At 74.2% G+C, this 25,297-nt stretch carries 19 protein-coding genes; 18 read left to right on the top strand and 1 reads right to left on the bottom strand.

All coding sequences use genetic code 11. The annotated features are described in order from the left end of the window. Positions 1 to 70: 70 nt before the first annotated feature. The gene (locus AC3RJ7_RS14805) at positions 71 to 670 is read left to right on the top strand and encodes a MarR family winged helix-turn-helix transcriptional regulator (RefSeq protein WP_491456612.1); all 600 of its coding nucleotides are present in this window, start codon (positions 71 to 73) and stop codon (positions 668 to 670) included. Here AC3RJ7_RS14805 and AC3RJ7_RS14800 read toward each other — a convergent pair. Beyond that, entirely contained in the window at positions 661 to 1,119 is a 459-nt protein-coding gene (locus AC3RJ7_RS14800) for a pyrimidine dimer DNA glycosylase/endonuclease V (protein WP_491456611.1), read from the bottom strand. The two genes, AC3RJ7_RS14805 and AC3RJ7_RS14800, sit on opposite strands and share 10 nt — an antisense overlap. 74 nt (positions 1,120 to 1,193) lie before the next feature. Here AC3RJ7_RS14800 and hemQ point away from each other — a divergent pair, with 74 nt between their 5' ends. The 17 genes from hemQ (at position 1,194) to AC3RJ7_RS14715 (ending at position 25,276) form a co-directional block, all read left to right on the top strand. Further along, positions 1,194 to 1,931, top strand: coding sequence for a hydrogen peroxide-dependent heme synthase (hemQ, locus tag AC3RJ7_RS14795; RefSeq protein ID WP_491456610.1), 738 nt, complete (start codon positions 1,194 to 1,196; stop codon positions 1,929 to 1,931). Next, positions 1,931 to 3,013 carry a ferrochelatase gene (locus AC3RJ7_RS14790; protein WP_491456609.1) on the top strand — a complete coding sequence of 361 codons (1,083 nt, stop codon included), beginning with the start codon at positions 1,931 to 1,933 and terminating at the stop codon, positions 3,011 to 3,013. Before hemQ ends, AC3RJ7_RS14790 begins: the two co-directional genes overlap by 1 nt. Then, on the top strand, positions 3,010 to 3,969 hold the full coding sequence (hemC, locus tag AC3RJ7_RS14785; RefSeq protein ID WP_491456608.1) for a hydroxymethylbilane synthase: 960 nt from the start codon (positions 3,010 to 3,012) through the stop codon (positions 3,967 to 3,969). The genes AC3RJ7_RS14790 and hemC overlap by 4 nt, the downstream gene beginning before the upstream one ends. Before the next feature lie 14 nt (positions 3,970 to 3,983). Continuing rightward, positions 3,984 to 4,784, top strand: coding sequence for a uroporphyrinogen-III synthase (locus AC3RJ7_RS14780; RefSeq protein WP_491456969.1), 801 nt, complete (start codon positions 3,984 to 3,986; stop codon positions 4,782 to 4,784). Further along, complete coding sequence (locus AC3RJ7_RS14775; RefSeq protein WP_491456607.1) at positions 4,781 to 5,821, top strand: DMT family transporter; 1,041 nt, start codon at positions 4,781 to 4,783, stop codon at positions 5,819 to 5,821. Before AC3RJ7_RS14780 ends, AC3RJ7_RS14775 begins: the two co-directional genes overlap by 4 nt. After that, positions 5,818 to 7,173, top strand: coding sequence for a heparan-alpha-glucosaminide N-acetyltransferase domain-containing protein (locus AC3RJ7_RS14770; RefSeq protein ID WP_491456606.1), 1,356 nt, complete (start codon positions 5,818 to 5,820; stop codon positions 7,171 to 7,173). Before AC3RJ7_RS14775 ends, AC3RJ7_RS14770 begins: the two co-directional genes overlap by 4 nt. A 171-nt stretch (positions 7,174 to 7,344) precedes the next feature. Then, positions 7,345 to 8,343, top strand: coding sequence for a porphobilinogen synthase (gene hemB, locus AC3RJ7_RS14765; RefSeq protein ID WP_491456605.1), 999 nt, complete (start codon positions 7,345 to 7,347; stop codon positions 8,341 to 8,343). Further along, positions 8,340 to 9,680, top strand: a complete 1,341-nt coding sequence (gene hemL / locus AC3RJ7_RS14760) for a glutamate-1-semialdehyde 2,1-aminomutase (RefSeq protein WP_491456604.1) — start codon at positions 8,340 to 8,342, stop codon at positions 9,678 to 9,680. The genes hemB and hemL overlap by 4 nt, the downstream gene beginning before the upstream one ends. 21 nt (positions 9,681 to 9,701) lie before the next feature. Next, on the top strand, positions 9,702 to 10,097 hold the full coding sequence (locus AC3RJ7_RS14755) for a hypothetical protein (protein ID WP_491456603.1): 396 nt from the start codon (positions 9,702 to 9,704) through the stop codon (positions 10,095 to 10,097). A gap of 219 nt (positions 10,098 to 10,316) precedes the next feature. Next, positions 10,317 to 11,456 carry a serine/threonine-protein kinase gene (locus AC3RJ7_RS14750; RefSeq protein WP_491456602.1) on the top strand — a complete coding sequence of 380 codons (1,140 nt, stop codon included), beginning with the start codon at positions 10,317 to 10,319 and terminating at the stop codon, positions 11,454 to 11,456. Further along, positions 11,456 to 17,410: an Ig-like domain-containing protein gene (locus AC3RJ7_RS14745; protein WP_491456601.1), complete on the top strand. Its 5,955-nt coding sequence runs from the start codon at positions 11,456 to 11,458 to the stop codon at positions 17,408 to 17,410. The genes AC3RJ7_RS14750 and AC3RJ7_RS14745 overlap by 1 nt, the downstream gene beginning before the upstream one ends. Positions 17,411 to 17,478: 68 nt before the next feature. Further along, the gene (locus AC3RJ7_RS14740; protein WP_491456600.1) at positions 17,479 to 18,444 is read left to right on the top strand and encodes an AAA family ATPase; all 966 of its coding nucleotides are present in this window, start codon (positions 17,479 to 17,481) and stop codon (positions 18,442 to 18,444) included. Further along, the gene (locus AC3RJ7_RS14735) at positions 18,441 to 19,829 is read left to right on the top strand and encodes a DUF58 domain-containing protein (RefSeq protein WP_491456599.1); all 1,389 of its coding nucleotides are present in this window, start codon (positions 18,441 to 18,443) and stop codon (positions 19,827 to 19,829) included. Before AC3RJ7_RS14740 ends, AC3RJ7_RS14735 begins: the two co-directional genes overlap by 4 nt. Further along, positions 19,826 to 22,387, top strand: a complete 2,562-nt coding sequence (locus tag AC3RJ7_RS14730; RefSeq protein WP_491456598.1) for a transglutaminase domain-containing protein — start codon at positions 19,826 to 19,828, stop codon at positions 22,385 to 22,387. Before AC3RJ7_RS14735 ends, AC3RJ7_RS14730 begins: the two co-directional genes overlap by 4 nt. Next, positions 22,384 to 23,841, top strand: coding sequence for a DUF5684 domain-containing protein (locus AC3RJ7_RS14725; protein ID WP_491456597.1), 1,458 nt, complete (start codon positions 22,384 to 22,386; stop codon positions 23,839 to 23,841). Before AC3RJ7_RS14730 ends, AC3RJ7_RS14725 begins: the two co-directional genes overlap by 4 nt. Beyond that, positions 23,838 to 24,677 (top strand): PP2C family protein-serine/threonine phosphatase, encoded by an 840-nt coding sequence (locus tag AC3RJ7_RS14720; protein WP_491456596.1) that lies wholly within the window; start codon positions 23,838 to 23,840, stop codon positions 24,675 to 24,677. Before AC3RJ7_RS14725 ends, AC3RJ7_RS14720 begins: the two co-directional genes overlap by 4 nt. Further along, complete coding sequence (locus tag AC3RJ7_RS14715; protein WP_491456595.1) at positions 24,674 to 25,276, top strand: hypothetical protein; 603 nt, start codon at positions 24,674 to 24,676, stop codon at positions 25,274 to 25,276. Before AC3RJ7_RS14720 ends, AC3RJ7_RS14715 begins: the two co-directional genes overlap by 4 nt. Positions 25,277 to 25,297 lie beyond the last annotated feature (21 nt).

Here is a 25,297-nt window from a genome sequence, read left to right as displayed (position 1 = left end):
TCCTCGATCTACCTGCATTGGCTAGAAGCTAGCTTAGCGAACTATATGCCAGGTTGGCTAGAATCACGACATGGCAGATGAATCGGCGTCGTGGCGGGAGGTCGCGCGGGGCATGCACGACCCCCGCATCTCGGACCGCGACGGCGCCCTCGTCGATCGGTCGGGCCTCGACGACGCCGAGCTCGACCAGGTCGTCCGCGTGATGCGGAGCCTTCGCGGCTGGCACGAGACGCAGCGCCGGATGAGCGAGGCCTCCCGGCGCTACATGAAGCTCAACGAGACCGACATGCGGGCGATCCGCTACCTGATCGCCGCTCGCAACCAGGGCGAGATCGCCACGCCGGGCGCCCTCAGCGCCTACCTCGGCATCTCGAGCGCCTCCACGACCAAGCTGCTCGACCGGCTCGAGCACGGCGGCCACATCGTGCGCGCGCCGCACCCGACCGACCGTCGGGCGCTCGCGATCTCGGTGACCGATGCCACGCGCGCAGCGGCCCGCGAATCGGTCGGCCGGCTCCACGCCAGACGGTTCGCCGTCGCCGCAGCGCTGACGCCCGCCGAGCGGGAGACCGTGATCCGCTTCCTCGACGCGCTGAGCGCGACCGAGTCGGACGAGGAGGCGGAGCCCCGGCCGGAATCCGCCGCGGAGCCCGGCCCCGATCAGGCCTGACCGGGGTCCTCCGGCGCCCCGACCGCGCGCTCCCACGACGCGACCGGGCCGTCGACGACCGTGAACAGCGGGTGCGGGTCGGGCGTCACCACGCCCGACCATCGCTCGGCGACCTCGGGACTGCGCGCCTCGAGCTTCGCGCGGAGGCGCCGCCACTCGAGCTCCAGTTGGCCGCTCGTGACCTCGATCGACCCTCCCGCGCCGCGCCGGTGCACCTTGGCCGCGTCGAAGCGGTAGCCGCGGGCGCCCGCCTCGTCGGCCACGGCGGCGAGGTAGTCGCCGATCGCCTCGAGCGGGCGACCCGCCGCGCGGAACCGCTCGAGCTGCGGGTGCCGCGTGTACCCGCGGGTCGCACCCTCGAGCACCGCCTGCGCGAGCAGCGCCTCGCGCCAGCAGGCGGTGAGGCCCTGCCGGTCGAGGTACCGGGGATGCACCGACCAGATCCGCATGGCAGGCAGCCTATGCGCGGGCGTGCCGACCGCGCGCTTTTGGCCGTTCGGTCCGAAAGGGGGAGACTGGAGGCATGTCTTCCCCCGCTGCCGAAGCGGCAGCCGACGCGTTCCAGACCGATTCCGACGCAGCGCAGACGCTCGAGGGGTACACGGTGTTCGCCGTGCTCCGCCGCGATCCCGCTCGTCCCGACGACTTCGACGGCCACGACGTTCCGCGCGTCGTGTCCGAGCTCGACGGCGTGATCTCGCTGATCGAGGACGAGGGCGTGACCCTCCGCGGCATCTACGACGTCTCGGGCCTCCGCGCCGACGCCGACGTCATGCTGTGGCTGCACGGCCCGACCGCCGAGGGCCTGCAGTGGGCGCTCCGCGAGCTGCGCCGCGCGCGCCTCCTCAAGTCGCTGCTGCCGACCTGGAACGCCATGGGCGTGCACCGCGACGCCGAGTTCAACAAGGCGCACGTGCCCGGGTTCCTCCGCGGCCTCGAGCCCAAGGGCTGGCTCACGGTCTACCCGTTCGTGCGCAGCTACGACTGGTACCTGCTCGACTCCGCCGAGCGCAGCCGCATGCTCGCCGAGCACGGTCGCAAGGGGGCGTCGTTCCGCGGCGCCATCGCGAACACGGTCGCCGCCTTCGCCCTCGGCGACTACGAGTGGCTGCTGCCGATCGAGTCCGACGAGCTCACCGAGCTCGTCGACATGATGCGTGAGCTCCGCGCCACCGACGCCCGCATGCACGTCCGCGAAGAGGTGCCGTTCTACACCGGTCGACGCATCTCGACCGCCGAACTCGTGGAGGTCCTGCAGTAATGGCGCACTACGACGCGATCCTGCTGTCGTCGTTCGGCGGCCCCGAGGGGCAGGACGACGTGATCCCGTTCCTGCGGAACGTGACCGCGGGTCGGGGCATCCCCGACGAGCGCCTCGAAGAGGTCGCCCACCACTACCGCCACTTCGGCGGCGTGAGCCCGATCAACGAGCAGAACCGGCAGCTCAAGGCCGCCCTCGAGGCCGAGCTCGCGAAGCGCGGCATCGACCTTCCCGTCTACTGGGGCAACCGCAACTGGGCCCCGTACTTCGGCGACGTCGTCGCCGAGGCGGAGCGCAACGGCCACACCGAGCTGCTCGGCCTCGTGACGAGCGCCTACACGAGCTACTCGGGCGTCGGCCAGTACCGCGAGGACTTCCAGAAGGCGACCGCGGGCACCGGCGTCGCGATCGATCGCGTGCGCGAGTACTTCGACCACCCCGGTTTCGTGCAGCCCTTCATCGAGGGCGTGCGGGATGCCGCGGCCGAGCTCGCCGCGGAGGGCGTTGCCGCCGACCGCACCCACATCATGTACGTCACCCACTCGATCCCGACGCGCGCGTCGCAGGAGTCGGGCGCGGGCTTCGAGGACCGGGTCGGCACGGGCGAGGGCGGCGCGTACGTCGCGCAGCACCTGGCCGTGGCGCAGGTCATCAACGAGGCCGCCGCCTCGTCGTCGCCGTGGTCGCTCGTGTACCAGTCGCGCTCCGGCGCGCCGTCGACGCCGTGGCTCGAGCCCGACATCAACGACGCCATCGAAGAGCTGGCGGTCGGCGGGCTCACCGACGCGGTCGTCATCGTGCCGTTCGGCTTCGTCTCCGACCACATGGAGGTCATGTGGGACCTCGACAACGAGGCGGTCGAGACGGCCGGCGAGCACGGGCTCGAGGTTCGCCGCGTGCCCACGCCGGGCGTTCACCCCGCCTACGTCGCGGGTCTCGTCGACCTCGTGCTCGAGCGCGTGAACGACGTGCCCGACGCCGAGCGGCCGCACCTCACCGCCCTCGGCCCGTGGCCCGACCATGCCCGCATCGCCGGCGGTGCGGTGCTCGAGACGCCCGCGCAGGGGGCGACGTCGCGATGACCTCCGTCATCCGGGTCGGCACCCGCGGAAGCGCCCTCGCCATGGCGCAGACGCGCCAGATCTCCGAGCGCATCGCGAAGGCCGCCAAGGCCGAGATCGAGCTCGTGCCGATCACGACGCAGGGCGACACCTCGCGCGCGTCGCTCTCGTCGATCGGCGGCACGGGCGTGTTCGCGGCGGCACTCCGCGAGGCCCTGCTGGCGGGCGAGTGCGACCTCGTCGTGCACTCGCTGAAGGACCTGCCGACCGCCGAGCACCCGGGCCTCCGCCTGGGCGCCGTGCCGAAGCGGGTCGACGCGCGTGACGTGCTCTGCGCGCGCGACGGGCTCACCCTCGCCGAGCTGCCCGAGGGCGCCCGCGTCGGCACGGGCTCGCCGCGTCGCATCGCCCAGCTCGGCGCCGCTCGCCCCGACATCGTCGCGGTCGACCTGCGCGGCAACGTCGACACCCGGCTCGGCCGCGTGTTCGGCGACGAGGCCGATCTCGACGCGGTCATCCTGGCCGCCGCGGGTCTCGGTCGCCTCGGCCGGCTGGATGCCGCGACCGACCACTTCCCGCTGAGCGAGTGGCCGACCGCACCCGGCCAGGGCGCCCTCGCGATCGAGGTGCGCCGCGAACGCGGCGAGCGGTCGCTCGAGCAGGCGCTCGAGGCGATCGACCACGGCGCCTCGCGGGCGACCGCGCTCGCCGAGCGGCTCGTGCTGGCCGGGCTCGAGGCCGGCTGCGCCGCCCCGGTCGGGGCGACGGCGTTCATCGAGGACGAACTTCTGTTCCTGACGGCGAGCGTGTACAGTGCCGACGGGACGCGGCGACTCACGAGTTCGCACGCGGCCACACCTGACAGCCGCTCGGCCGCCGATCTGGCGGACGCGGCGCACGACGTCGCAGACCGCGTCGTCGACGAACTCCTCGGCAACGGCGCCGCAGACCTCGTTCCCCCAGAGGAGCAGCCGTGAGTGAATTCGAACCGATGACGGGTGCCATCAAGCTGCCCGCGTCGGCCGGCGGTGCCAAGCCGCTCGCCGGATGGCGCGTGCTCGTGCCGCGCGGCGGCCCCTGGGGCGACGGCGTCGCCGCGGCGCTCCGCTCGCGCGGGGCCTCGCCGGTCATCGCCCCGCTCATCAACTTCGCGCCCGCCGACGACCAGCCCGCGCTCGAGGCCGCGCTCGCGAAGCTCGCGTCGGGCGGGTTCGACTGGCTCACCGTCACGAGCGCGACCACGGTCGACGTGCTCGCCTCGTACGGCGCCGTCATCCCCGAGACGACGAAGGTCGCAGCGGTCGGCGAGACGACCGCTGCCGCGCTCGTCGCCGCGGGGTACCACGCCGACATCGTGCCCGCGGAGGAGAACTCGGCGCGCGGCATGCTCGAGGAGTGGGAGGCCGCGACGGGCGGCGCGAAGGGCCTGCGCGTGCTCGCACTCCGCTCGGCGATCGCGAAGCAGGTGCTCTCGATCGGCCTCGAACGCATGGGCCACCACGTCGAGGCCGTCGTCGCGTACCGCACCGTCGGGGTGCCCGTCTCGGCGAAGGTCGCCGACGACGTGCGCGCGGGGCTCGTGAACGCGGTGCTCGTCACCTCGGGCAGCGTCGCGGAGCAGGTGCAGGAGCAGCTCGGGCCGTTGCCCGAGTCGACCCTCGTCGCCGCGATCGGCCCGCAGACCAAGAAGGACGCCGCGAAGGTGGGCCTGCGCGTCGACGTCGTGGCGCGCGAGCGCTCGGCCGAGTCGCTCATCGACGCCGTCGTCGACGCCGCGACCGCCCTCGCGTGACGCGAACCGATTCGTCGGAGGCATCCGCCTCGCTCGAAGCGCCCCGCCGCCGGGTGCCCGTCGTCGGCACGGTCGGCATCGTGCTCGCCGTGGCCGGCGCCGCCGCGTTCGCGACCAAGGGCATCGTCGTCAAGCTCGCGCTCGCGGAGGGCGTCGACTCGCTCACGACCCTGACGTGGCGAATGATCGTCGCCGTGCCGGTGTTCGCGGCCGTCGGGCTCGCGGGCGTACTGCGCCACCGTGACGCCCGCACGCCGACGGGGGAGCGGGTGCTCGCCCCGGGGGCGGTGCTGCAGGCCGCCGGCGTCGGCATGATCGGCTACTACCTCGCGAGCCTGCTCGACTTCACCGCGCTCGAGTACATCTCGGCGCAGCTCGACCGGCTCATCCTGCTGCTCTACCCGTTCTTCGTGGTGCTGTTCGGCGTCGTGTTCTTCCGCCGCCGGGTGACCCGGGTGATGGTCGTCGGGCAGGTGCTCAGCTACCTCGGCATCGCGCTCATCTTCTGGCGCGACCTGAGCTTCGCGGGCGACCACGTGCTGTTCGGTTCGGCGCTCGTGCTCGGTGCGGCGATCGCGTACGCGGTGTACCAGATCCTCGCGAAGCCGCTCATCGACCGGATGGGGGCGGGGCTCTTCACGTCGATCGCGATGAGCGGCGCGGGCGTCGCGATCCTCGTGCACTTCGCGATCACGCACCCGGTCTCCGACCTCGCGGTGCCGGCCGACGCGTGGCCGCTCGTCATCGCGATCGGGCTCGTCTCGACGGTGCTGCCCGCGTACTGCATCTCCGGGGCGATCGGCATGATCGGCTCCGAGCGCACGGCGGTCATCGGCAACGTCTCGCCCGTCATCACGATCGTGTTCGCGGTGTGGCTGCTCGGCGAGCCGTTCACCCTCTGGCACGCCGTCGGCACGGCCCTCGTGCTCGTCGGCGCCTGGATCTTCGCGATGCCCCGCCCGGCGCGCGCGGCGCGGAAGCCGGGGTCGGGATCTCCCGCCCACGACGGCCGTGACGCACCTATCATGCAGGAGTGACCGCACCCGAACCCTCGCGGGGCCACGCGCACACCGACGTGCGCGACCGCATCCTCGGAATCGACGACGCCCGGTTCCTCGCGCTCGTCGGCATGATGGCGACCCACCTGTGGGCCTCCAACACCGACGACTTCTGGACGATGCCGCTCATCAGCGAGGTGATCGCCGGCAAGGCGGCGGCGCTCTTCGCCGTGCTCGCCGGTGTCGGCATCGCGTTCGTCACCGACGGGCCGATCTCGACGGGGCGCCTCGCATCGGCCGGGCTGACGGTGTTCGGCCGCGGACTCGCGCTCGTCGTGATCGGCATGACGCTCGGGCTCATGCCCGGGTCGATCGCCGTCATCCTCGTCTTCTACGGCGTCGCGTTCTGGTTCGTCATCCCGTTGCTCCGCCGCCGGGTGCCGACCCTCTTCGCGCTCGCCGTCGTCTGGGCGATCGCGTGGCCGGTCGCGTCGAGCTTCCTGCGGTTCGTCGTGCAGGACGCAGCAGATCCGTTCGACTTCATCGAGGCGAACTGGCTCGAACTCGCCGATCCGGGCCGGTTCGTCGCCGGCCTGCTCGTCACGGGTGTCTACCCGGTGCTGACCTGGATCGTCTACCCCATCGTCGGACTGGCGGTCGGCCGGCTCGTGCTCCGCGCACGGGAGGGCGGGGGGATGCGGCGACTCGCGCTGCGGCTGCTGATGGCCGGTGCCGCCGTCGCGGCGGCGGCTTGGGCGCTGAGCTGGCTCCTGACGGTGCCCCTCGGGGCGCTCGCCCGGCTGCAGGAGGACTACGCCGCCTACGGGTCGCCCGAGGAGATCGAGTTCACGTACTACTTCGAGATGCACTACGCGCCGCCCGGTGATCTGCGCTGGCTGGCTTCACCCGCACCGCACACCGGCACCTTCTTCGATCTCGCGATCACCGCGGGCCTCGCCGTCGCCGTGATCGGTGCGTGCCTGGCCCTGCGGACCGCGCTGTCCGAGCGTGCCGCCCGGGTGCTCCGCCCGGTCGCCGGAGCCGGCGCCGCCCCGCTCACGATCTACACGCTGCACGTGGTCGCCGCGGGGCTCGTCTTCGAGTTCGTCGTGTCCGATTGGCTCGTCGAAGCGACCGGGCCGGTGCCGTGGATGCTCTCGAGTCCGTGGATCTGGGGCCTCCACGTCGTGGGTGCGCTCGTCGTCGGAGCCGTTCTCACCCGGCTGCATCGCCGAGGCCCGCTCGAGACGCTCGTCACGTGGACCGGCCGCGGCTTCGCCCGGCTCGCCGGCCGGGCGCCGGCCGGAACCGCCGAGCACGCCGAGCAGCCCGAGCCCGTCGCCGAGCCCTCCGCCGAGCCGCCCGCAGCTTCCGCGGAGCCCCCGCGTTGATGCCTCGGGGGTGCATTCGCGCAACCGCGGGTGTGGTTCGGGGTGGCTTCTTGCGGAAAGGCACCCTCTGAACGGAGCGGCGCAGCGATCGCCTCGGGTTGCGGCCGTACCCGCGCGCGAGCCCGACGCACTCCCGGAGACCGCCCAGCCGGGCGCGCGTAGGCTGGTCCGGTGAGTTCCGCGCCCCCTCCCCGCGTCCGACCGCGCCGGCTCCGCGAGACCCCGGCCCTGCGCCGCCTCGTCTCCGAGACCCGCCTCGACCCCGCCGACCTCGTGCTGCCGATCTTCGTGCGCGAGGGCGCCGCCGCCCCCGTGCCGATCGGCTCGATGCCGGGTGTCGTGCAGCACTCGCTCGAGAGCCTGCCCGAGGCGGTCGACGAGGCCGCGGCCGCCGGGCTCGGCGGCGTGATGCTCTTCGGCGTGCCCGCGGTGCGCGACGCGCGCGGCTCGGGTGCGACCGACCCCGACGGCATCCTCAACGTCGCGACCGGCGTCGCCGCCGAGGCATCCGCCGGCCGCCTGGTCGTGCAGACCGACCTCTGCCTCGACGAGTTCACCGACCACGGGCACTGCGGCGTGCTCGACGAGCGCGGCCGCGTCGACAACGACGCGACGCTCGAGCGGTACACCGCCATGGCGCTCGCACAGGCGCGCGCCGGCTCCGAGCTGCTCGGCCTCAGCGGCATGATGGACGGCCAGGTCGCCGCCGTTCGCGACGCGCTCGACGACGCCGGCCGCCAGGACGTCGCGATCCTCGCGTACTCGGCGAAGTACGCGAGCGCCTTCTACGGCCCGTTCCGCGACGCCGTCGAGTCGACCCTCGAGGGCGACCGGCGCAGCTACCAGCTCGACCCCGGCAACCGTCGCGAGGGCCTGCGCGAGGCGCTGATCGACATCGACGAGGGCGCCGACGTCGTCATGGTGAAGCCCGCGGGCGGCTACCTCGACGTGCTCGCCGACGTCGCCGCCGCGAGCGAGGTGCCCGTCTGGGCGTACCAGGTCTCGGGCGAGTACGCCATGATCGAGGCCGCCGCCGCCCACGGCTGGATCGACCGCAAGCGCGCCGTCGTCGAGTCGGTGCGCTCGATCAAGCGGGCCGGCGCCGACGCCGTGCTCACGTACTGGGCCACCGAGCTCGCCGACTGGATCCGCAAGGGAGACGCCGCGTGACCGCCACGCAGACCAACGCCGAACTGTTCGCCCGCGCGCAGGCCGCGATCCCGGGCGGGGTGAACTCGCCCGTGCGCGCGTTTCGCTCGGTCGGCGGCACGCCGCGCTTCTACGTCTCCGCGAAGGGCGCCTACCTGACCGACGCCGAGGGCCGCGAGTACGTCGACCTCGTCGCCGGGTGGGGTCCCGCGATCCTGGGCCACGCCGACCCGCGGGTCGTGCAGGCGGTGCAGGATGCCGCGGCGAAGGGCCTCTCGTTCGGCTCGTCGACGCCCGCCGAGACCGAACTGGCCGAGCTCGTCGAGGGCCGCGTCGCCCCCGTCGAGCAGCTGCGCCTCGTCTCGACCGGCACCGAGGCGACGATGAGCGCGATCCGCCTCGCGCGCGGCTTCACCGGCCGCGACCTGCTCGTGAAGTTCGCCGGGCACTACCACGGCCACTCCGACGGCCTGCTCGCCGAGGCGGGCTCGGGCCTCGCGACGTTCGCGCTGCCCGGCTCGGCCGGCGTGCCCGCCGAGATCGCCGGGCTCACGCTCGTCGTGCCCTACAACGACCTCGACGCGCTCGGCGCCGTGTTCGCCGAGCACGGCGACCGCATCGCCGCCGTCATCGTCGAGGCGTCGGCCGCGAACATGGGCGTCGTGCCGCCCGCGCCCGGGTTCAACCGTGCGCTCGTCGAGCTCGCCCACGCGAACGGCGCGCTCGTCATCAGCGACGAGGTGCTCACCGGCTTCCGCGTCTCGGAGGCCGGCTGGTGGGGCATCGAGGCCCGCGACGAGGCATCCGCGTACACCCCCGACCTCATGACCTTCGGCAAGGTCATCGGCGGCGGCATGCCCGTCGCCGCGCTCGGCGGTCGCGCCGAGATCATGCAGCGGCTCGCCCCGCTCGGACCCGTCTACCAGGCCGGCACCCTCTCGGGCAACCCCGTGGCGGTCGCCGCGGGCATTGCGACGCTGCGCGCCGCCGACGCCGAGGTGTACGCGAAGCTGGATGCCGCGGCCGGGACGATCTCGGGCGCGGTGTCGTCGGCGCTCGACGCCGAGGGCGTCGCCCACCGCGTGCAGCGCGCGGGCAACCTGTTCAGCTTCGTGTTCGGCGCCGAGCTCGCGGGCGCCGAGGTGCGCGACTACGCGACGGTGCAGCGGCAGGAGGCATGGCGCTACGCCCCGTTCTTCCACGCGATGCTCGACGCCGGCGTCTCGCTGCCGCCGAGCGTCTTCGAGGCGTGGTTCGTGACGGCCGCGCACGACGACGCCGCGATCTCGCGCATCGTCGAGGCGTTGCCGGCGGCGGCGAAGGCGGCCGCGGCGGCGGAAGCACCCGCGATCGGCTGACGTTTCGGGCAGGATGGGTACATGGCGAAGCTCCGCGTGCATCACGACCGGGTCGAGGTCCACCTCACCGCGGCCGAGAAGTCGCTCGCGCTCCGCGCCGACGACCTCGTGGTGCAGCGCGACGACATCCGCTCGGCGACCATCACCGACGACCCGTGGATCTGGATCCGCGGCATCCGCCGGCGCGGCACCGAGGTGCCGCTCGTCGTCGCCGTCGGCGTGTGGAAGTACCACGGCGGCAGCGACTTCGTCATCGTCAAGGGCAAGCGCCAGGCCGTCGTGCTCGAGCTCGCCGGCGGCGAGTTCGCCCGCATCATCCTGAGCACCAACCACGCCGCCGAGCTCATCGACCGCCTGCGGCTCACGCCCGTCGAAGGGCCCGTCGACGAACCCGCCGAGGGCTCCGGCGAGAACTGAGGTTCGTCGCCCGGCGGCCGCTCCGCCCGCGGCACCCCATCGAGACGCCGATTCGGCCGCTCGACCGCCCTCGTCTAGGATGTCCCCCGGATGCTGCGGCTCGGCCGCGCCGCCGCCGGGGGATGTTCCACTGCACCGACGGTTCCGGCGAGGCATCCGTCACCCGAACACCCGCCGGCCCCGCCGGTGACCCGAACCAGCTGGCAGGAGGGGCGCAGCGTGGCGAAACGTCTGCCGTCGGCACCACCCGTGCTGTCCGGATACAGCTACGTGCGCCCGCTCGGCACCGGCGGATTCGCGGACGTGTTCCTCTACGAGCAGGACCTGCCGCGCCGGGTGACCGCCGTCAAGGTGCTGCTCGTCGACGTCGTCGACGACGACGCACGCCGGTCGTTCACGGTCGAGGCCGACTCGATGGCCCGGCTGAGCGCCCACCCCTCGATCGTCACGATCTACCAGGCCTCGATCTCGGCCGACGGCCGCCCGTACTTCGTCATGGAGTACTGCCCCGAGTCCCTCGGCGCCCGCTCGAAGCGCGGACCGATGCCGGTGGGCGAGGTGCTCGACATCGGCGTGCGCATGGCCGGCGCCCTCGAGACCGCGCATCGGTCGGGCCTCCTGCACCGCGACATCAAGCCGTCGAACCTGCTCGTGAACTCGCTCGGCGCGCCCGTGCTCGCCGACTTCGGCATCGCCGGGGCGATCAGCGACGGGGGAGCGGGCGACACGTTCGCGATGTCCATTCCGTGGAGCGCGCCCGAGGTGCTCGGCGAGCGCACCACGGGCACGGTCGCGACCGAGATCTGGAGCCTCGGCGCCACCCTCTACACGCTGCTCGCGGGGCACAGCCCGTTCGAGCTGCCCGATCGCAGCCGCAACACCGTCGATCAGCTCTCACGCCGCGTGCTCGGCGCGAAGTACACGCCGCTCGCGCCGCGCGGCGTGCCCGCGCGCATCGACACCGTGCTCTCGACGGCGATGCAGCGGGACCCGGCCCGCCGCTACGGCACGATGGCCGAGTTCGGCGAGGCGCTGCGCTGGGCGCAGTACGAGCTGGGCGTCGCGCCCACGAGCCTCGAGGTCGCCTCGCCCGAGTGGGCGGCGGCGGCCCCGCTCGATTTCGCGGATGCCTCGAACCGCGGCCCCGTCGTCACGACGGTGAATCCCGACTCGCGTCGCGCCGGTCGTGCGGCGGCCGTCGCCGCGGCCCGGCCCGCCGGCCCGCGGATCGACGACGGCGGGCTCGCGCCCGCGCCCGCCCGCGGCGGGGTGCTCAAGCCGTTGCTGATCGGCGTCGGCTCGGCGGTCGTCGTCATCGCGCTCGCCGCGGTCGGCCTCGTCATGTCGGGCCTGATCTGATGGCGCGCCGCCGGGGGGCGATCGTCGGCGCGATCGCGGGGGTGGCCGTCGTCGCGACCGTCGTGACGCTCGCCGTCACGGCGAACGGCTACGAGGCCCAGGAGGTGCCCCAGCTCGAGACCTCGGTCTGGGTCACGCGCGAAGCGGGCCAGTACGCCCGCGTCAACACCGACCTCGCCGAGATCGACCTCGTGCGCGACGTCGACGACCCGAGCACCGTCGTGCAGTCGGGCTCGACGGCCGCGGTGTACAGCCAGGGTCTGCGGCAGCGCTGGGCGATCGACCCGGCCGCGCCGGTCGACCTCGTGTCGGAGGACGGCGGCGGATCCGCGCCGACGCCGACCGGCACCCGCGACGTCGTCACCGCGGGCGACTGGGTCGCGTATCGCACCGACACGGGCACCGTCCACGCCGGCCGCGTCGAGGTCGACGACGCCTTCCCGGTCGACCCCTATGCCGAGGAGCGCGGCGAGGGCGAGGGCGACGAGGAGACGTACGCCGCGACCGCCGTCGGCGTCTCTCCGGCGGGCCTCATCGCCATGTACTCGGCGCGCGAGGAGGCGGTGCGCCTCTACGACGCGTCGACCGCTGAGTTCACGGGCGGCGAGATCGCCGTACCCGACCCCCCGGCCGCCGACGCCCGGCTCGAGCTGACCGTGATCGGCGAGCGGTGGATCATGCTCGACGCCGCGAGCGGCCGGGCCTGGCTGTCGGGGCGCGATGCGCCGGTCGAGCTCGACGTGGCGCCCGACGCACGACTGCAGCAGGGCGCCCGCCCCGAGGCATCCGTGCACGTGGCCGATTCGGCCGGGCTCGTCGAACTGCCGCTCGAGGGCGGCGACGCCGATCGCGTCGTCGACGCGAACGGTGCGCCCGCGCAGCCGATCGTCGTGGGCGACGAGCTCGTGGCGGCCTGGCTCTCGACCGACGGCGGCGTCGTCTGGACGAGCGGCGGCGACGAGGCCGTGCCCCTCGAGGTGCCCGAGGGCGAACGGGCCGGCGACGGCCCCCAGTCGCTCACGCCCGTGCTCCGCGGCAACGGCGACCGGGCCGTGCTCAACGAGACGTCGTCGGGCCTCGTCTGGACCGTGCCCGACGGCCGGATGGTGCCGCTCGAGCAGTGGGAGCTCGACGACGAGATCGAAGACCGGGTGGGCACGGAGGAGGTCGAGGACCTCGCCCGCCAGGAGCCGCCTGTCGCCGTCGCCGACCACTTCGGCGTGCGCGCCGGCCAGCAGGTCGAGCTGCCCGTGCTCTACAACGACCACGACCCGAACTCGAAGGACGTGCTGACCGTCGATCCGGCCTCGATCGCGGACGGCCTCGCCGACGCCGGGTTCGGCGAGCTCGCGCTCACCTCGAACGACCAGACGCCGACCGTGCGCGTGCGCGCGACCTCGGGGTCGACGACCTTCACCTACGCGGTCACGGACGGGTCGGCGAGCTCGGCGCCCGTGACCGTCACGCTCGACGTCGTCCCCGGCGACGTGAACTCCGCACCCGTCTGGTGCGGCGTCGACGACTGCCTGCAGACCTGGCCCGAACCGCAGCTCATGCCCGGCGGCACCGCGCTCGTCTCGGTGCTCCCCGGCTGGGTCGACCCCGAGGGCGACGCGTTCGTGCTCGCCGACGCCCAGCCGGTCGATCCCGGCGCCCCGGTGTCGGTCGTGCCGATGGCCGACGGCCGGGTCGCGATCCGCCACACCGATCCGAACGCCGCGGCAGAGAAGGTGCAGGTGCGGCTCGCCGTCGCCGACGTGAACGGCGCCACCGCGGAGGCCACCCTCGACGTGCGGGTCACGACGAACGCGTCGCTCGAGGTCGCGCCGGTCGCGGTCACCGCCGGTGCGGGCGAGACCGCGATCGTCGACATCGCCGAGCACGTGAGCGGCGGCTCGGGTTCGCTGCGCCTGCTCGACGCCGTGCCGACGGCCGCCGCCGCGAGCGCCGGGCTCGTCGTCGTGCCGAACGCCGCTGCCGGCGAGGTCGAGCTCAGCGCCGAGAAGCCCGGCGCCTACCTCGCGACGTTCACCGTGCAGGACCTCGTGACGCGGGCCGAGCAGACCGCGACGATCCGCGTGACCGTCGCGGCGCCCGGCGCCCCGATCGCGCTCGCTCCCATGACCGCGTTCGTGCGCGCCGGCGAGGACACGATGGTCGACGTGCTCGGCGCCGCGCAGAACACGAGCGGGCGCGTGCTCGTCGTGACGGGCGCGGTGTCGGCCTCGCCCGAACTCGGCGTCGGCGTGGTCGCCCAGTCGCAGGTGCGGGTCACGGGCGTGACCCGCGACGGGCAGCCGGGACTCGTGGGCCGGGCCAAGGTGACCGTCGCCGACGGCGCAGGGGCGACTGCGGTCGGCGACCTCAGCGTGTTCCTGGTCGCGCCGTCGGCCGGACTCAGCCCGATCGCCATGCCCGACACCGTGACGATGCGCGTCGGCGAGCTGAGCTCCATCCCCGTGACCGACAACGACGTGAGCCCCCGCGCGGAGGCGCTCGTCGTGCACCCCGAGGTCACGAGCACGGGCGCCGACGGCGAGCTCGCGTTCGCCTCGGGCGACGAGGTGCGCTACCTCGCACCGAAGACGCCCGGCACCTACGAGCTCGGCTACGCCGTCGGCCTCGCGCAGGCGCCCGAGCGCCTCGACCACTCGACGGTGACGGTGACCGTCCTGCCCGAGGGCGCCAACCGCGCGCCCGAGCCGCACCCGCTCGTCGCCCGCGTGCTGAGCGGCCAGAGCGTGCGCATCCCGGTGCCGTCGACCGGCATGGACCCCGACGGCGACCGCACCGTGCTCGTCGGCGTCGCCCAGCCGAAGGCCGGCCTCGGCATCGCGACGATCTCGGCCGAGGGCGACGCGATCGTCTACACGGCGCCCGAGAACGGCACGGGCGACGGGCAGCCGTCGTTCGAGTACACCGTGCGCGACGCCTCGGGCTCCGAGGGCGAGGGCCGGGTGCGCGTGGGCGTGCTGACGGCCGCGGTCACCGACGCCGCGCCCGTCACCTTCAGCGACTACGTGCGCGTGCAGCAGTCGTCCTCCACGCCGGTCACGCTCGAGCCCGCGGGCAACGACCTCGACCCCGCGCAGGGCGAGCTCGAGCTCGTCGGCGTCGTGCCGAACGCGCCCGAGGGCAGCCCCGAATACGATCGCCTCGCCGAGCTGATCGACCCGTCGACCGACCCCGCCGCCGGCCGGGTGGTGCTGCACCCCGGCGACATCGCCGGTTCGAACTCGTACCGGTACACCGTGCGCTCCGAGCGCACGTCGTCGACCGCTGAAGGCCTCATCGTCGTGAAGGTGACCGAGGGCGAATCGCCCGACGCGCCGATCGTCGCCGACACCGTCGTCACGGCGCGCTCGCGCGCCGAGCTGCCCGAGAAGGGGCTCGACGTGGTCGCCGGGCACGTCACGTGGGCGTCCGGCGACCTCGCCGCGCTCGAGCTCGAGCTCTGGGGCAAGGCGCCCGCGGGCTTCCGCGTGGACGGCCACCGCATCATCGGGCCGCTCTCCGACAGCGGTGCGCTCGTGCCGTTCCGCGTGCACGGCACCGACCGCGCCGGACGCGAGACCGAGGCGTTCGGCTTCCTCGTCGTGCCCGCGACCGACGACCTGCGCGTGCAGCTGCGCGCCGACCTCGACGGCCTCGAGGTGAAGGAGGACCAGAAGGTCGCCTTCGACGTTCGCGAACTCCTCGACCTCGCGTCGGGCGATGCCGCAGAGGTCGGCACCGACGGCTACACGGTGCAGCGCGCGAACGCGAGCTGCCGGCCGACCGGCGGCGGCCGGGCCGAGTACGCGGCGGGGCGCGACGCCCCCTGGAGCGACCACTGCCTCGTTCCCGTGCGACTCGACGGGCAGAAGAGCTGGTCGTGGGTGGGCGTGCCGATCTCGGTCGTCCCGCGCGACCCGCAGGCCATCCTCTCCGCCGTGAGCCGCACGGTGCCGCCGGGCGCCTCCGAGAGCGTGAAGCTCTACGACGAGATGACGACCTGGGAGGGCGGACGCGAGGGCGACCGCGCGAAGCTCGACTACTCGGTCTCGTACTCGGGCAGCGCATTCACCGTCGAGCAGAAGGGCGACGGAGTGACGTTCGAGGCGCACGCCGACGCCCGACCCGGCACCCGCGAGACGGCGACCGTCAGCGTGAGCGCCTTCGGCGGGCTCACCTCGGCGATCACCCTCGTCGTGGGTCAGGCTCCGCCCGACACGCCCCGCGGCGCGGTCTTCACGCAGCAGTGCTCGGTCGGCGAGGGCGCCTCGTGCACGGTCGCCGTCGTCGGCGTCTCCGGCGAGTACGACCCGTTCGCCGGCAAGACGGGTGCGGGCCTCAAGCTCGCCGGACTCGGCTCGGGGGCGAACAGCTGCCAGGTCGCGAGCATCCGGGCGGTCGACGACCGGTCGGTCACGGTCACCTGGCCGAGCGGCAAGAACGCGTTCGGCGGCGAGTGCGTCGTGCCGTTCTCGGTGACCGACGCCCAGGGGCGCACGGGCGACGGACGCCTCACGGTCGACCTGCTCGGGCTCCCGCAGTCGCCCGCCTCGGTGTCGACCGCCGACTACACCGCGAGCTCCGTGACGCTCGAGGTGTCGCTCGGCGAGGCGCTGCGCGCACACCCGCCCGTGACGGGCATCGAGATCCTCGAGGGCGAGCGCACCGTGCGCGCCGACTGCCGGCCGGGCGCGCCCGGCGCCTGGTGGTGCACCGTCGGCGGGCTCACCCCGGGCGAGCGGCACCGGTACGCGGCTCGGGCCGTCAACAGCGTCGGCGTCTCGACCGCGACGAGCCCCGTCGAGACGTGGAGCTACAAGGCCCCGACCATCTCGGATGCCTCGGCCGAACCCGTCTACCGCGAGGGAACCACCGGCCCGAACACGGGCGTCGTCGAGCTGCGCATCTCGGCCGACCGCGATGCCCGCTCGTTCCGGGTGCAGGAGACCGGCCAGGTCATCGACCGCCGCGGGGCCACCACGACGACCGAGCTCACCCTCGTGCCCGGCCCGCAGATGCTCACGCTCGTGCCCATCAGCATCTACGAGCCGCCCACCGGACGCGGCGGCAACGAGGGCGGCAACTCGGCCGTGCCGGTGACCGCGGCCGGCTCGCCCATCCTGAACCCGAACGGCATAGCGGCGGCCGCCGCGTCCAACACCTCAATCCTCGTGACGGGCGTCGGCCTCGACGCCAACCACAGCACCCGGGCGTCGGAGCTCGTGTACCTCGCATGGCAGCGGGGCGACGCCCGATGCTGGGCCGACGGCGACGGGGCGCTCCAGACCTCCGGTGCCGAGGTCGTCTCGAGCTCCTCGACGATCCCCGGCCTGGAGGACAGCCAGCGCTACTACGTGAAGGCGTGCGCCTCGAACGGCTTCGGAGTGGTCGAGACCGAGACGGTTCGCGCCGATACGATCCACGACGTCGATCCGCCGAGCGGCACGTTGACCTATACCGTCGCGACGTCGCCCGCCGGCAGCGGGGACCACTTCGAGTACCGGCTCTCGCAGGCGCCGGTCGTCGAAGCCGACAACGGGTTCACGCCGTTCTTCTACATGTACGGCGACTGGCGTGAGGACTTCCAGCTCGAGACGTGGGACACGCCTGGCGACATCAGGGTGAAGACCTGCAAGAGGTCGTGGTACGACACGAAGTGCTCCGGGGAGGTCGCCGTCACGGCGAAGACCGCGCCGACCGAGGTCACGGTCGACTTCGCGACCGGCTGCATCCCGAGCCAGGACGAGGTCGGCGTGACCGTCTCCGAGGCGGCCCGCGGCTCGTACGAGATCCGCAACTGGCGTCAGACCGACCCCACGAACGCGCCGCTCGCCGTCGCCTACGATCTCGTGTTCACCGGCGCGTTCATCACGCTCGAGCCGATCCCGCGCACGGGCCAGCTGTGCCCGCCGCCCGACCCGTCGCCGTCGCCGTCACCCTCGCCCGAGCCCACGCCCTGACGCGGAGCAGCGGCCCCGAGCCATCCGCAGATTTCGAACACCGACCGCCCTTCGAGAGGACCACCACCGTGACGATCGCCCCGGAGCAATCTGCCTGGTTCGCCGAGACGTTCTCGCTCATCGCCGACAACGTCGAGCAGGCCGTGCTCGGCAAGCGCCACGTCGTCGAACTCGTGCTCGCGACGGCGATCTCGGGCGGCCACGTGCTGCTCGAGGACGCGCCGGGCACCGGCAAGACCGCGCTCGCCCGGGCGATCGCGCAGACCATCCACGGCACGAGCTCGCGCATCCAGTTCACGCCCGACCTGCTGCCCGGCGACGTCACGGGCATCACGGTCTACGACCAGAAGGCCGGGCAGTTCGAGTTCCACGCCGGCCCGGTGTTCGCGAACATCGTGCTGGCCGACGAGATCAACCGCGCGAGCCCGAAGACGCAGTCGGCACTGCTCGAGGTGATGGAGGAGGGGAACGTCACGATCGACGGCGTCACCCGCCCCGTCGGCAACCCCTTCCTCGTGATCGCGACGCAGAACCCGATCGAGCAGGGCGGCACCTACCGCCTGCCCGAGGCGCAGCTCGACCGCTTCACGGTGAAGACCTCGATCGGCTACCCCGACGAGGCCTCGACGATGCGCATCCTGCAGGCCGTCGGCGCGCCGAAGCCGCGGCTCGAGGGCATCGTCGGCACCGACACGATCGTCGCGATGACCGAGCTGGCCCGCGGGGTCTACGTGAACCCGCTGGTCTCCGACTACGTGATGCGCATCGTCGACGCCACGCGCCGCGCCACCGAGGTGCGCCTCGGCGTGAGCGTGCGCGGCGCCATCGCGCTCTCGCGCCTCGCGATGACCTGGGCCGCCGCCGCGGGCCGCACCTACGCGACGCCCGACGACGTGCGCGAGCTGGCCGTCGCCGCGCTCGCGCACCGCCTCGTGCTCGAGCCGGAGGCGGAGTTCGACGGCGTGACCGCCGTCGCCGTCGTCAACCAGATCCTGCTCGACGTGCCGGCGCCCCGGGAGAACGGCGTGGCGTGACCGAACCGACCGACCTCCTCCACAAGCCCGCGACCGCCGACACGCTCACCTCGACGCACGGTGCGACGGTCACGCGGCTGTCGCGCACGCGCCGCGGCCGCATGGCCGAGGGCGCGGCCCGGTTGCGCCGCGGCGCCCGGTCCGTGGGCGGCGCGACCCGACGCGCGGTCGCGTGGGTGCGGGAGACGGTCTCACCGGCGGGGATGCTGCTCGCCGGGCTCGTCGTCGTCGGCGTCGTGTGCGGCGCCGTGTTCGGGTGGTTCGAGGCCTGGGTGGTCGCCGCGATGGCCGCGACCCTGCTCGTCGTGTGCGTGCCGTTCCTGCTCGGGGCGCACGACTACCGGGTGAAGCTCGAACTCGACCGCGACCGGGTCGTCGCCGGGTCGGAGATCCGCGGCACGCTCGACCTCGTCAACAGCGGCTCGCGGCCCTCCCTGCCCGGCGTCGTCGACATCCCCGTGGGCAAGGGCCTCGTCGAGGCGCACATCCCGCTGCTGCGCGGCGGCGGCCACCACCGCGAAGAGCTCGTGATCGCGGCGCAGCGCCGGGGCATCATCGACGTGGGGCCGATGACCGTCTCGCGCGGCGACCCGCTGCGGGTGCTCCGGCGCGAGATGAGCTGGCCCGAGGTGCAGCGGGTGCACGTGCACCCCGTGACGGTGGCGCTGCCGCCGTCGAGCGCCGGACTCATCCGCGACCTCGAGGGCGCCCCGTCGAACCAGCTCGTCGACGCCGACCTGTCGTTCCACGCCGTGCGCGAGTACGTCGTCGGCGACTCGCAGCGGCACGTGCACTGGAAGTCGACCGCCCGCACGGGCAAGCTCATGGTCCGCCAGTACGAGGAGTCGCGCCACGCGCGCATCGCGGTGCTGCTCGACCTCGACCTCGACGGCTACTCGAGCGACGACGAGTTCGAGACCGCGGTGAGCGCGGCCGCCTCGCTCGGCGTGCAGGGCGTGCACGAGGGCCGCGACGTGCTCGTCGGCGTGAGCGCCTGGCTCGACACGGCCGACCGAGGGGCGGTGCAGTCGATGCGATCGCTGCCGACCGTCACGCCCCGCGTGCTGCTCGACGGCATGTCGGGCCTCGATGGCGGCTCCGCCGCCGGTACGGGCGCCCGCGTCATCCGCCTCGAATCGGTGGCGGCACTCGTCTCGCAGTCGTTCGGCGACCTCTCGATCGCGTTCCTGGTGACCGGCTCGCAGGTGCCGCTCCAGCGGCTGCGCCGGGCCGCGATCACGCTGCCCCCGGGCATCACCGTCGTCGCGGTGCGCTGCGAGCCGGGCGCCGAGCCCGGCGCGCGCCGCTCGAAGGAGCTGACGGTGCTGACGCTCGGCGAGCTCGGCGACCTGCCGCAGCTGCTCGCGAGGGGAGCGGTGCGATGACCGCCGCGAACGGACCCCGCACCGCCGGCACGCCGGCGGTCGCGCCGTCCACCGCCTCGACCGCTTCGCGGGTGCGCGACGGCGAGTCGGCGCGCGCCGCGCTCGGCATCGGCTACGTCGTCGTCGCCGGCCTGCTCGCGACCGCCGCGGCGTGGCCGGTCTACGCCTCGATGCGCATGCTCGTCGTCGTGGCCGTCGCACTCCTCGCGGGCCTCGGCCTCGCCGCCCTCGCCCGCGCGCTGCCCCTGCGGGGGTTCGCCAGGGTCGTGGTCGTCGTGCTCGCCACCGCCGCGGCCTACGCGCTCATCGTCGTTCCCGTGGCGATCCCGTCGGCGATGACCGACGGCGCGGCGTGGCTGCGCGGCATCCGCGACGGGTTCGTCGGCATCGTCGTCGGCTGGAAGCAGCTGCTCACGCTCTCGCTGCCGCTCGGCGAGTACCAGGCGGTGCTCGTGCCGTTCCTCGTCGTGCTGCTCGTCGGCACGCTCGTCGCCGCGCTCCTCGTCGTGCCCGACCGTCGCGCGTCGCCGCTCGCCGTCGTGGTCGGCTTCGCGATGTCGGGCTTCGGGCTCGCCTTCGGCTCGAGTTCGCTGAGCGCGTCGCTCGTGCTCGGACCCGTCGTCGTGCCGGCGCCCCGAGAGCTCCTCGTCGGCATCGGCGGTCTCGTCGCCGCCCTCGTCTGGCTGCTGCTGCGCTCGCGCTCGATCCGAGCGGTGGCGCTGCGCCGGGCGACGGCCGGCACCGTGCAGCGGGCGGGCCTGTCGGGCTGGCCGGCGTGGCGGCGCCGCGGACTCGCGGGCGTGCTCGTCGTGCTCGCGCTCGTCGCCGGTGCCGTGGTGACGCCCGCCGCAGCCTCGTTCGCCGAACGCACGGCGCTCCGCGACCGGATCGAGCCCGAGGTCGTGGTGCGGCAGACCGCGACCCCGCTCTCGAGCTACCGCGCCGCATTCGGCGCCGATCGCATCGACGAGCCCTGGCTGGAGCTCACGGGCGACACGACGGGCGTGCAGCGCCTGCGATTCGCCACCCTCGAGGAGTACGACGGCGAGACCTTCCACGTCGCGACCGAGGGCGAGTCGTCCCGGTTCAGCCGTCTGCCGCGGGCCGCGGTGCGCGCCCCGGGCGACGTCGCCTTCGAGGTCGGCGTCGGCGACGGCTATGCGGGCATCTGGGTGCCCGCGCCGCTCGGCCTGCGCGCGGCCCCCGACTTCGGCGGATCGCGTCAGGCGGCGCTCGACGACGGCTTCCACCGGTCGGCCGACGGGGCGACCGCGATCAGCATCGCGAAGATCCCGGATGCCTCGTCCGCACCGCCGAGCGTCACGCGGGGCCTCGCGCCCGGGGACGTGTACGAAGTCGTCTCGGCACCCGACGCCGCGCCGGGGGTCGGTGAGCCCGGGGCGAGCCCGCAGCTCGACCCCGAGGAGTACCCGGCGCTCACGGCCTGGCTCGAGCTGCAGGACCAGCCGCGCTCGGCGGCCGGATTCCAGGAGCTCGTGCAGCGCCTCCGCGCCCGCGGGTACCTCAGTCACGCCGCCGTCGACGGCCCCCACTCCGCGGGCTGGATCGGACAGCTCGGCGCGGGATACTCGTTCCTGCCGAGCTACTCGGGCCATTCGAAGGCGCGCATCGAGGCGCTGTTCACCCAGCTCGTGGACCAGCAGCGGCTGGCCGGACCGAAGGCCTCCGACGCGGCGCTCGTCGCCGGCGTCGGCGACGACGAGCAGTTCGCCGTGGCGATCGCGCTCATCGCCCGCGCGCTCGGCTACGACTCGCGGGTCGTGATGGGATTCCGGCTGCCCGGCGCCGAGGAGGTGCCCGGCGTCGCCGCCTGCTCGGAGGTCTGCACGGGCGGCTCGCTCACGGTGTGGACCGAGGTGTCGGACGGGGGTGCCGACGACGCCTGGGTGCCGGTCGACGCGACCCCCCAGTTCGAGGTGGCGCCGAGCCTCATCCAGGAGGGCGAGCAGCTGCCGCAGCACCCGACGACCCCGGACCGTCCCGACACCGCGACGGTGGACCCGCCGTCGGCGCAGAGCGAGTCGAGCGACGCGGCGGCCGCGCCCGCGCAGGACGACGCGGTCATCGGATCCTCGCTGTTCGCGGTGCTGCGCTGGGTCGCGCTCGGCCTCGCTGCGCTCCTGTGCCTCGTGCTGCCGCTGCTCGCACTCCTCGTGGCCAAGGGCCTCCGTTCGCGGCGCCGCCGCAACGACCCCGTCCCCGAGCTCCGCATCGTCGGCGCGTGGGACGAGCTGATCGACCTCTACGCCGACCACGGGGTGCTCGAGGCCGAGCGCGACGCCCGGGCCGACACCGCGCGCACCGCCGCCCGGCCCGCCGCGGCGGAGCTCGCCGCGCTCGTGGATCGCGCCGTCTTCGCGGGCGACCCGCCGACGGCCGCCGACGCGGACGCCGCGTGGGCGATCGTCGACGCGGAACGCCGTGACCTCCGCGCGGCGGCTCGCGCGAGGCGCCGACTTTCCGCGAGGCTGTCCTTCGCCTCACTCGTCCGTCCATTCCGCCCTGCTCGCGCATCAACCGAGGAGCCCGCACGATGACCACCGCCGACACGCAGCAGCTCGCTGCGCTCTCGCTCATGATGATGGGCGTCTCGTTCCTCGTCGGCATCGGCGTGTACGTCTGGTACGCGGCGATGTTCGCGAAGGTGCTGAAGCGCTTCGGCCAGCCGGCCTGGTCGGCCTGGGTGCCCGTCTACAACGAGATGCAGCTCTTCAAGGTCGGCGGCCAACAGCCGTGGCTCGCACTGCTGCTCTACGTGCCGCTCGTGCAGATCGTCGGCCTCGTCTTCAAGGTGTTGGCCCTGCACCGCATCAGCAGGCAGAGCTGGCGCGGCATCGGCACGACCGTGCTCGGCGTGCTGCTGCCGCCGGTCTGGGCGACCGTGCTGGCGTTCGGCCCGTCGCCCGACCCCGAGCAGGGGCGCATGCCCGCGCGGGGCACCCCGGCCGGCGAGATCCCGCCGGTCGCCCCGACCGGACCGCTCGCGGACGCCGCGCCCGTTCCGCCCGCGCCCGGCGCCGAGGGCTGGTTCCTCTCGCAGCCCGGCGCCGCGCCGGCGCCGATCGTGCCGCCCGCGCCGGCGGACCAGCCGTCGGCCGAGCCCGCCGCCCAGTCGTGGTCGGCGCCGGCCGCTCCTCCGGTTCCGGGCACCGCGGCGGCGGCCGGCGCCTCGGCGGTCGCCGCACCGGCCGTGCCCGCCGCGCCGTCCGACCAGGGCTCCGTCGGCACGACGGGCGGATCGTCGGCCCTGGCCTCGCTGTTCGCTCCGCCGAGCGACGCGCCGCCGGCGGCTCCGGTCGAGCCGCCCGCCCGCGTCGCGGGGCGCATCGAGCCCCTGCCGCCCGTGCCCGTGACGCCGCCGCCCGCGGCGATCGTGCCCCCGGCCGCCGCGCCGGTCGCGCCGACCGCACCTGCGGCACCCGTCGCACCCGCCGCCGTCGCACCGGCTGCGGCCGCTCCGGCGGTCCCCGTCCCGCTGCCGTCGTTGCCCGTCGCCCCGCCGCCCGGATTCGCCGCGGCTGCCGCGCCGGCCACGACGGCCGCCGCGCCGGCTGCCGGGTACGACCCGGCCGACGCCGAGACGATCGTCACCGGCGACGGCGAGGACGACCCGTTCGACCGCACCGTCGTCGTGACCCGCCGGCCCGTCGTGCCGTGGCGCCTCGTCCTCGACGACGGCACCCCGCTCGCGCTCGACGCCGTCGTGGTCGTGCTCGGGCGCAACCCGCGCGAGGCGCTCACGGGCGAGCAGCGCCTCGTGGTGCCCGACCCGAGCCGCACGCTCTCGAAGACGCACGCGGTGCTGCGCCTCGAGGGCGAGCAGTGGGCGATCACCGACCTCGACTCGACGAACGGCGTGATGGTGCCGGACGCATCGGGAACCGACCGGCTCGTCGATGCGGGCGTCCCCACCCCCGTCCGCGACCGGTTCGTGCTCGGCACCCTCGCGGTCCGGCTCGAGCGCGTCGGCGAGACTCCGGGCGGCCGATGACCGACACTCCCGCCGTGAACCTCTCCGCCGCCGCCGCGACCGACGTCGGACTCGTCAGGCGCGCCAACGAGGATGCCGCACTGGCCGAGTGGCCCGTCTACCTCGTCGCCGACGGCATGGGCGGCTACGAGGCCGGCGACCGCGCGAGCGCCGCCGTCGTCTCGGCCTTCCGGGAGCACGTCGTCGGGCGGCCGCTCGCGACGGTCGCTGCGGTCCGCTCGGCGCTCGAGGCCGCGAGCGACGCGGTCGCCGACGTCGCGGCCTCGACCGCACGGGGTGCGGGTTCGACGGTCGCGGGCATCGCGCTCGTCGACGACGAGGGCGAACCCGCCTGGCTCGTGTTCAACGTGGGCGATTCACGGGTCTACCGCCACCACGGCACCGTGCTCGAGCAGCTCACCGTCGACCACTCGCTCGGCCAGGAGCTCGTCGACAGCGGGGCGATGCAGCCCGAGGACCTCGCGACCTTCGAACGACGCAACGTCATCACCCGCGCGATCGGCGCGCCCGACTCGACGGCCGACAGCTGGCTGCTGCCCGTCGTGAACGGCGAGCGACTGCTCATCTGCAGCGACGGCCTCACCTCCGAGGTGAGCGACGAGGGCATCCGGGCGACCCTCACGATGAGCGGTCGACCCGAGTCGGCGGCCGCCGCGCTCGTGCAGCGGGCCCGCCAGGCCGGAGGCCGGGACAACATCACCGTCGTGGTCGTCGACGTCGTCTCGGGCGGCATCGACGAGCCGGGCGACGCCACGACCGGGCTGCCGCGGCCGACGCCGTCCGACGAGCCCGAGGTCGACGACGAGACGACCATCCCCGTGCGAGGCCGAGCATGAGCGACGAGACCGAGCAGGGCGTCGACGCGACGGTCGTCGTGCGCCGCGACGACGACGCCACCGTCGTGAGCGCCGCGGTCGGCGACCCCGACGCGACGATCATCGTCGAGCGCGATCGGACCCGCGCCGCCCCTGCACCGGAAGACGTCGCCGTCGCAGCCGACGACGCGACCGTCGTCGTGCCGCGACCCGCCGGTCCGGACGACGCGACCCGCGTGGTCGAGCGCGGCGCCCAGGCCGATCGCCGCTTCACCCACGGCGAGCCGGTCATGCACGCGCCCCGCCGGCGCGATCGGCGCAGGCCGGCGCCCGCGCCCGTCTCCGACGACGTGCTGCGCACGGTCGAGCCGGCGGCCGGCCCCGGGCCGCTCGAACGCTACGAGGTGCGCGAGCCCGAGGCATCCGCCCCGGCCGCACCGCCGCGGTTCGCCGACGGGCCGCCCGCCACCCGCGACACGTCGGAGCCGCTGCCCTCGGTCGCACGCCGCAGCCGCCGCGGCGCCGTCGTCGCGATCGCCGCTTTCGCGGGCGCGTGCCTCGTCGCCGTCGCCGGCTTGGCCGCCGTCGCGGTCGTCGTGCTCGGCGAACTGCTCGGCTGACCGGGGCCCGCCCGGCAGCCC

The sequence above is a fragment of the Agromyces solani genome, from assembly GCF_058349925.1.
Note: the sequence above shows the minus strand (reverse complement) of the source record. Positions and strands in the feature narration are given on the sequence as shown.

Coding starts and splice junctions, on each gene's coding strand:
- AC3RJ7_RS14805 (WP_491456612.1), top strand. CDS start 71: ATGGCAGATGAATCGGCGTCGTGGCGGGAGGTCGCGCGGGGCATGCAC.
- AC3RJ7_RS14800 (WP_491456611.1), bottom strand. CDS start 1,119: ATGCGGATCTGGTCGGTGCATCCCCGGTACCTCGACCGGCAGGGCCTC.
- hemQ (WP_491456610.1), top strand. CDS start 1,194: ATGTCTTCCCCCGCTGCCGAAGCGGCAGCCGACGCGTTCCAGACCGAT.
- AC3RJ7_RS14790 (WP_491456609.1), top strand. CDS start 1,931: ATGGCGCACTACGACGCGATCCTGCTGTCGTCGTTCGGCGGCCCCGAG.
- hemC (WP_491456608.1), top strand. CDS start 3,010: ATGACCTCCGTCATCCGGGTCGGCACCCGCGGAAGCGCCCTCGCCATG.
- AC3RJ7_RS14780 (WP_491456969.1), top strand. CDS start 3,984: ATGACGGGTGCCATCAAGCTGCCCGCGTCGGCCGGCGGTGCCAAGCCG.
- AC3RJ7_RS14755 (WP_491456603.1), top strand. CDS start 9,702: ATGGCGAAGCTCCGCGTGCATCACGACCGGGTCGAGGTCCACCTCACC.
- AC3RJ7_RS14745 (WP_491456601.1), top strand. CDS start 11,456: ATGGCGCGCCGCCGGGGGGCGATCGTCGGCGCGATCGCGGGGGTGGCC.
- AC3RJ7_RS14730 (WP_491456598.1), top strand. CDS start 19,826: ATGACCGCCGCGAACGGACCCCGCACCGCCGGCACGCCGGCGGTCGCG.
- AC3RJ7_RS14725 (WP_491456597.1), top strand. CDS start 22,384: ATGACCACCGCCGACACGCAGCAGCTCGCTGCGCTCTCGCTCATGATG.
- AC3RJ7_RS14720 (WP_491456596.1), top strand. CDS start 23,838: ATGACCGACACTCCCGCCGTGAACCTCTCCGCCGCCGCCGCGACCGAC.
- AC3RJ7_RS14715 (WP_491456595.1), top strand. CDS start 24,674: ATGAGCGACGAGACCGAGCAGGGCGTCGACGCGACGGTCGTCGTGCGC.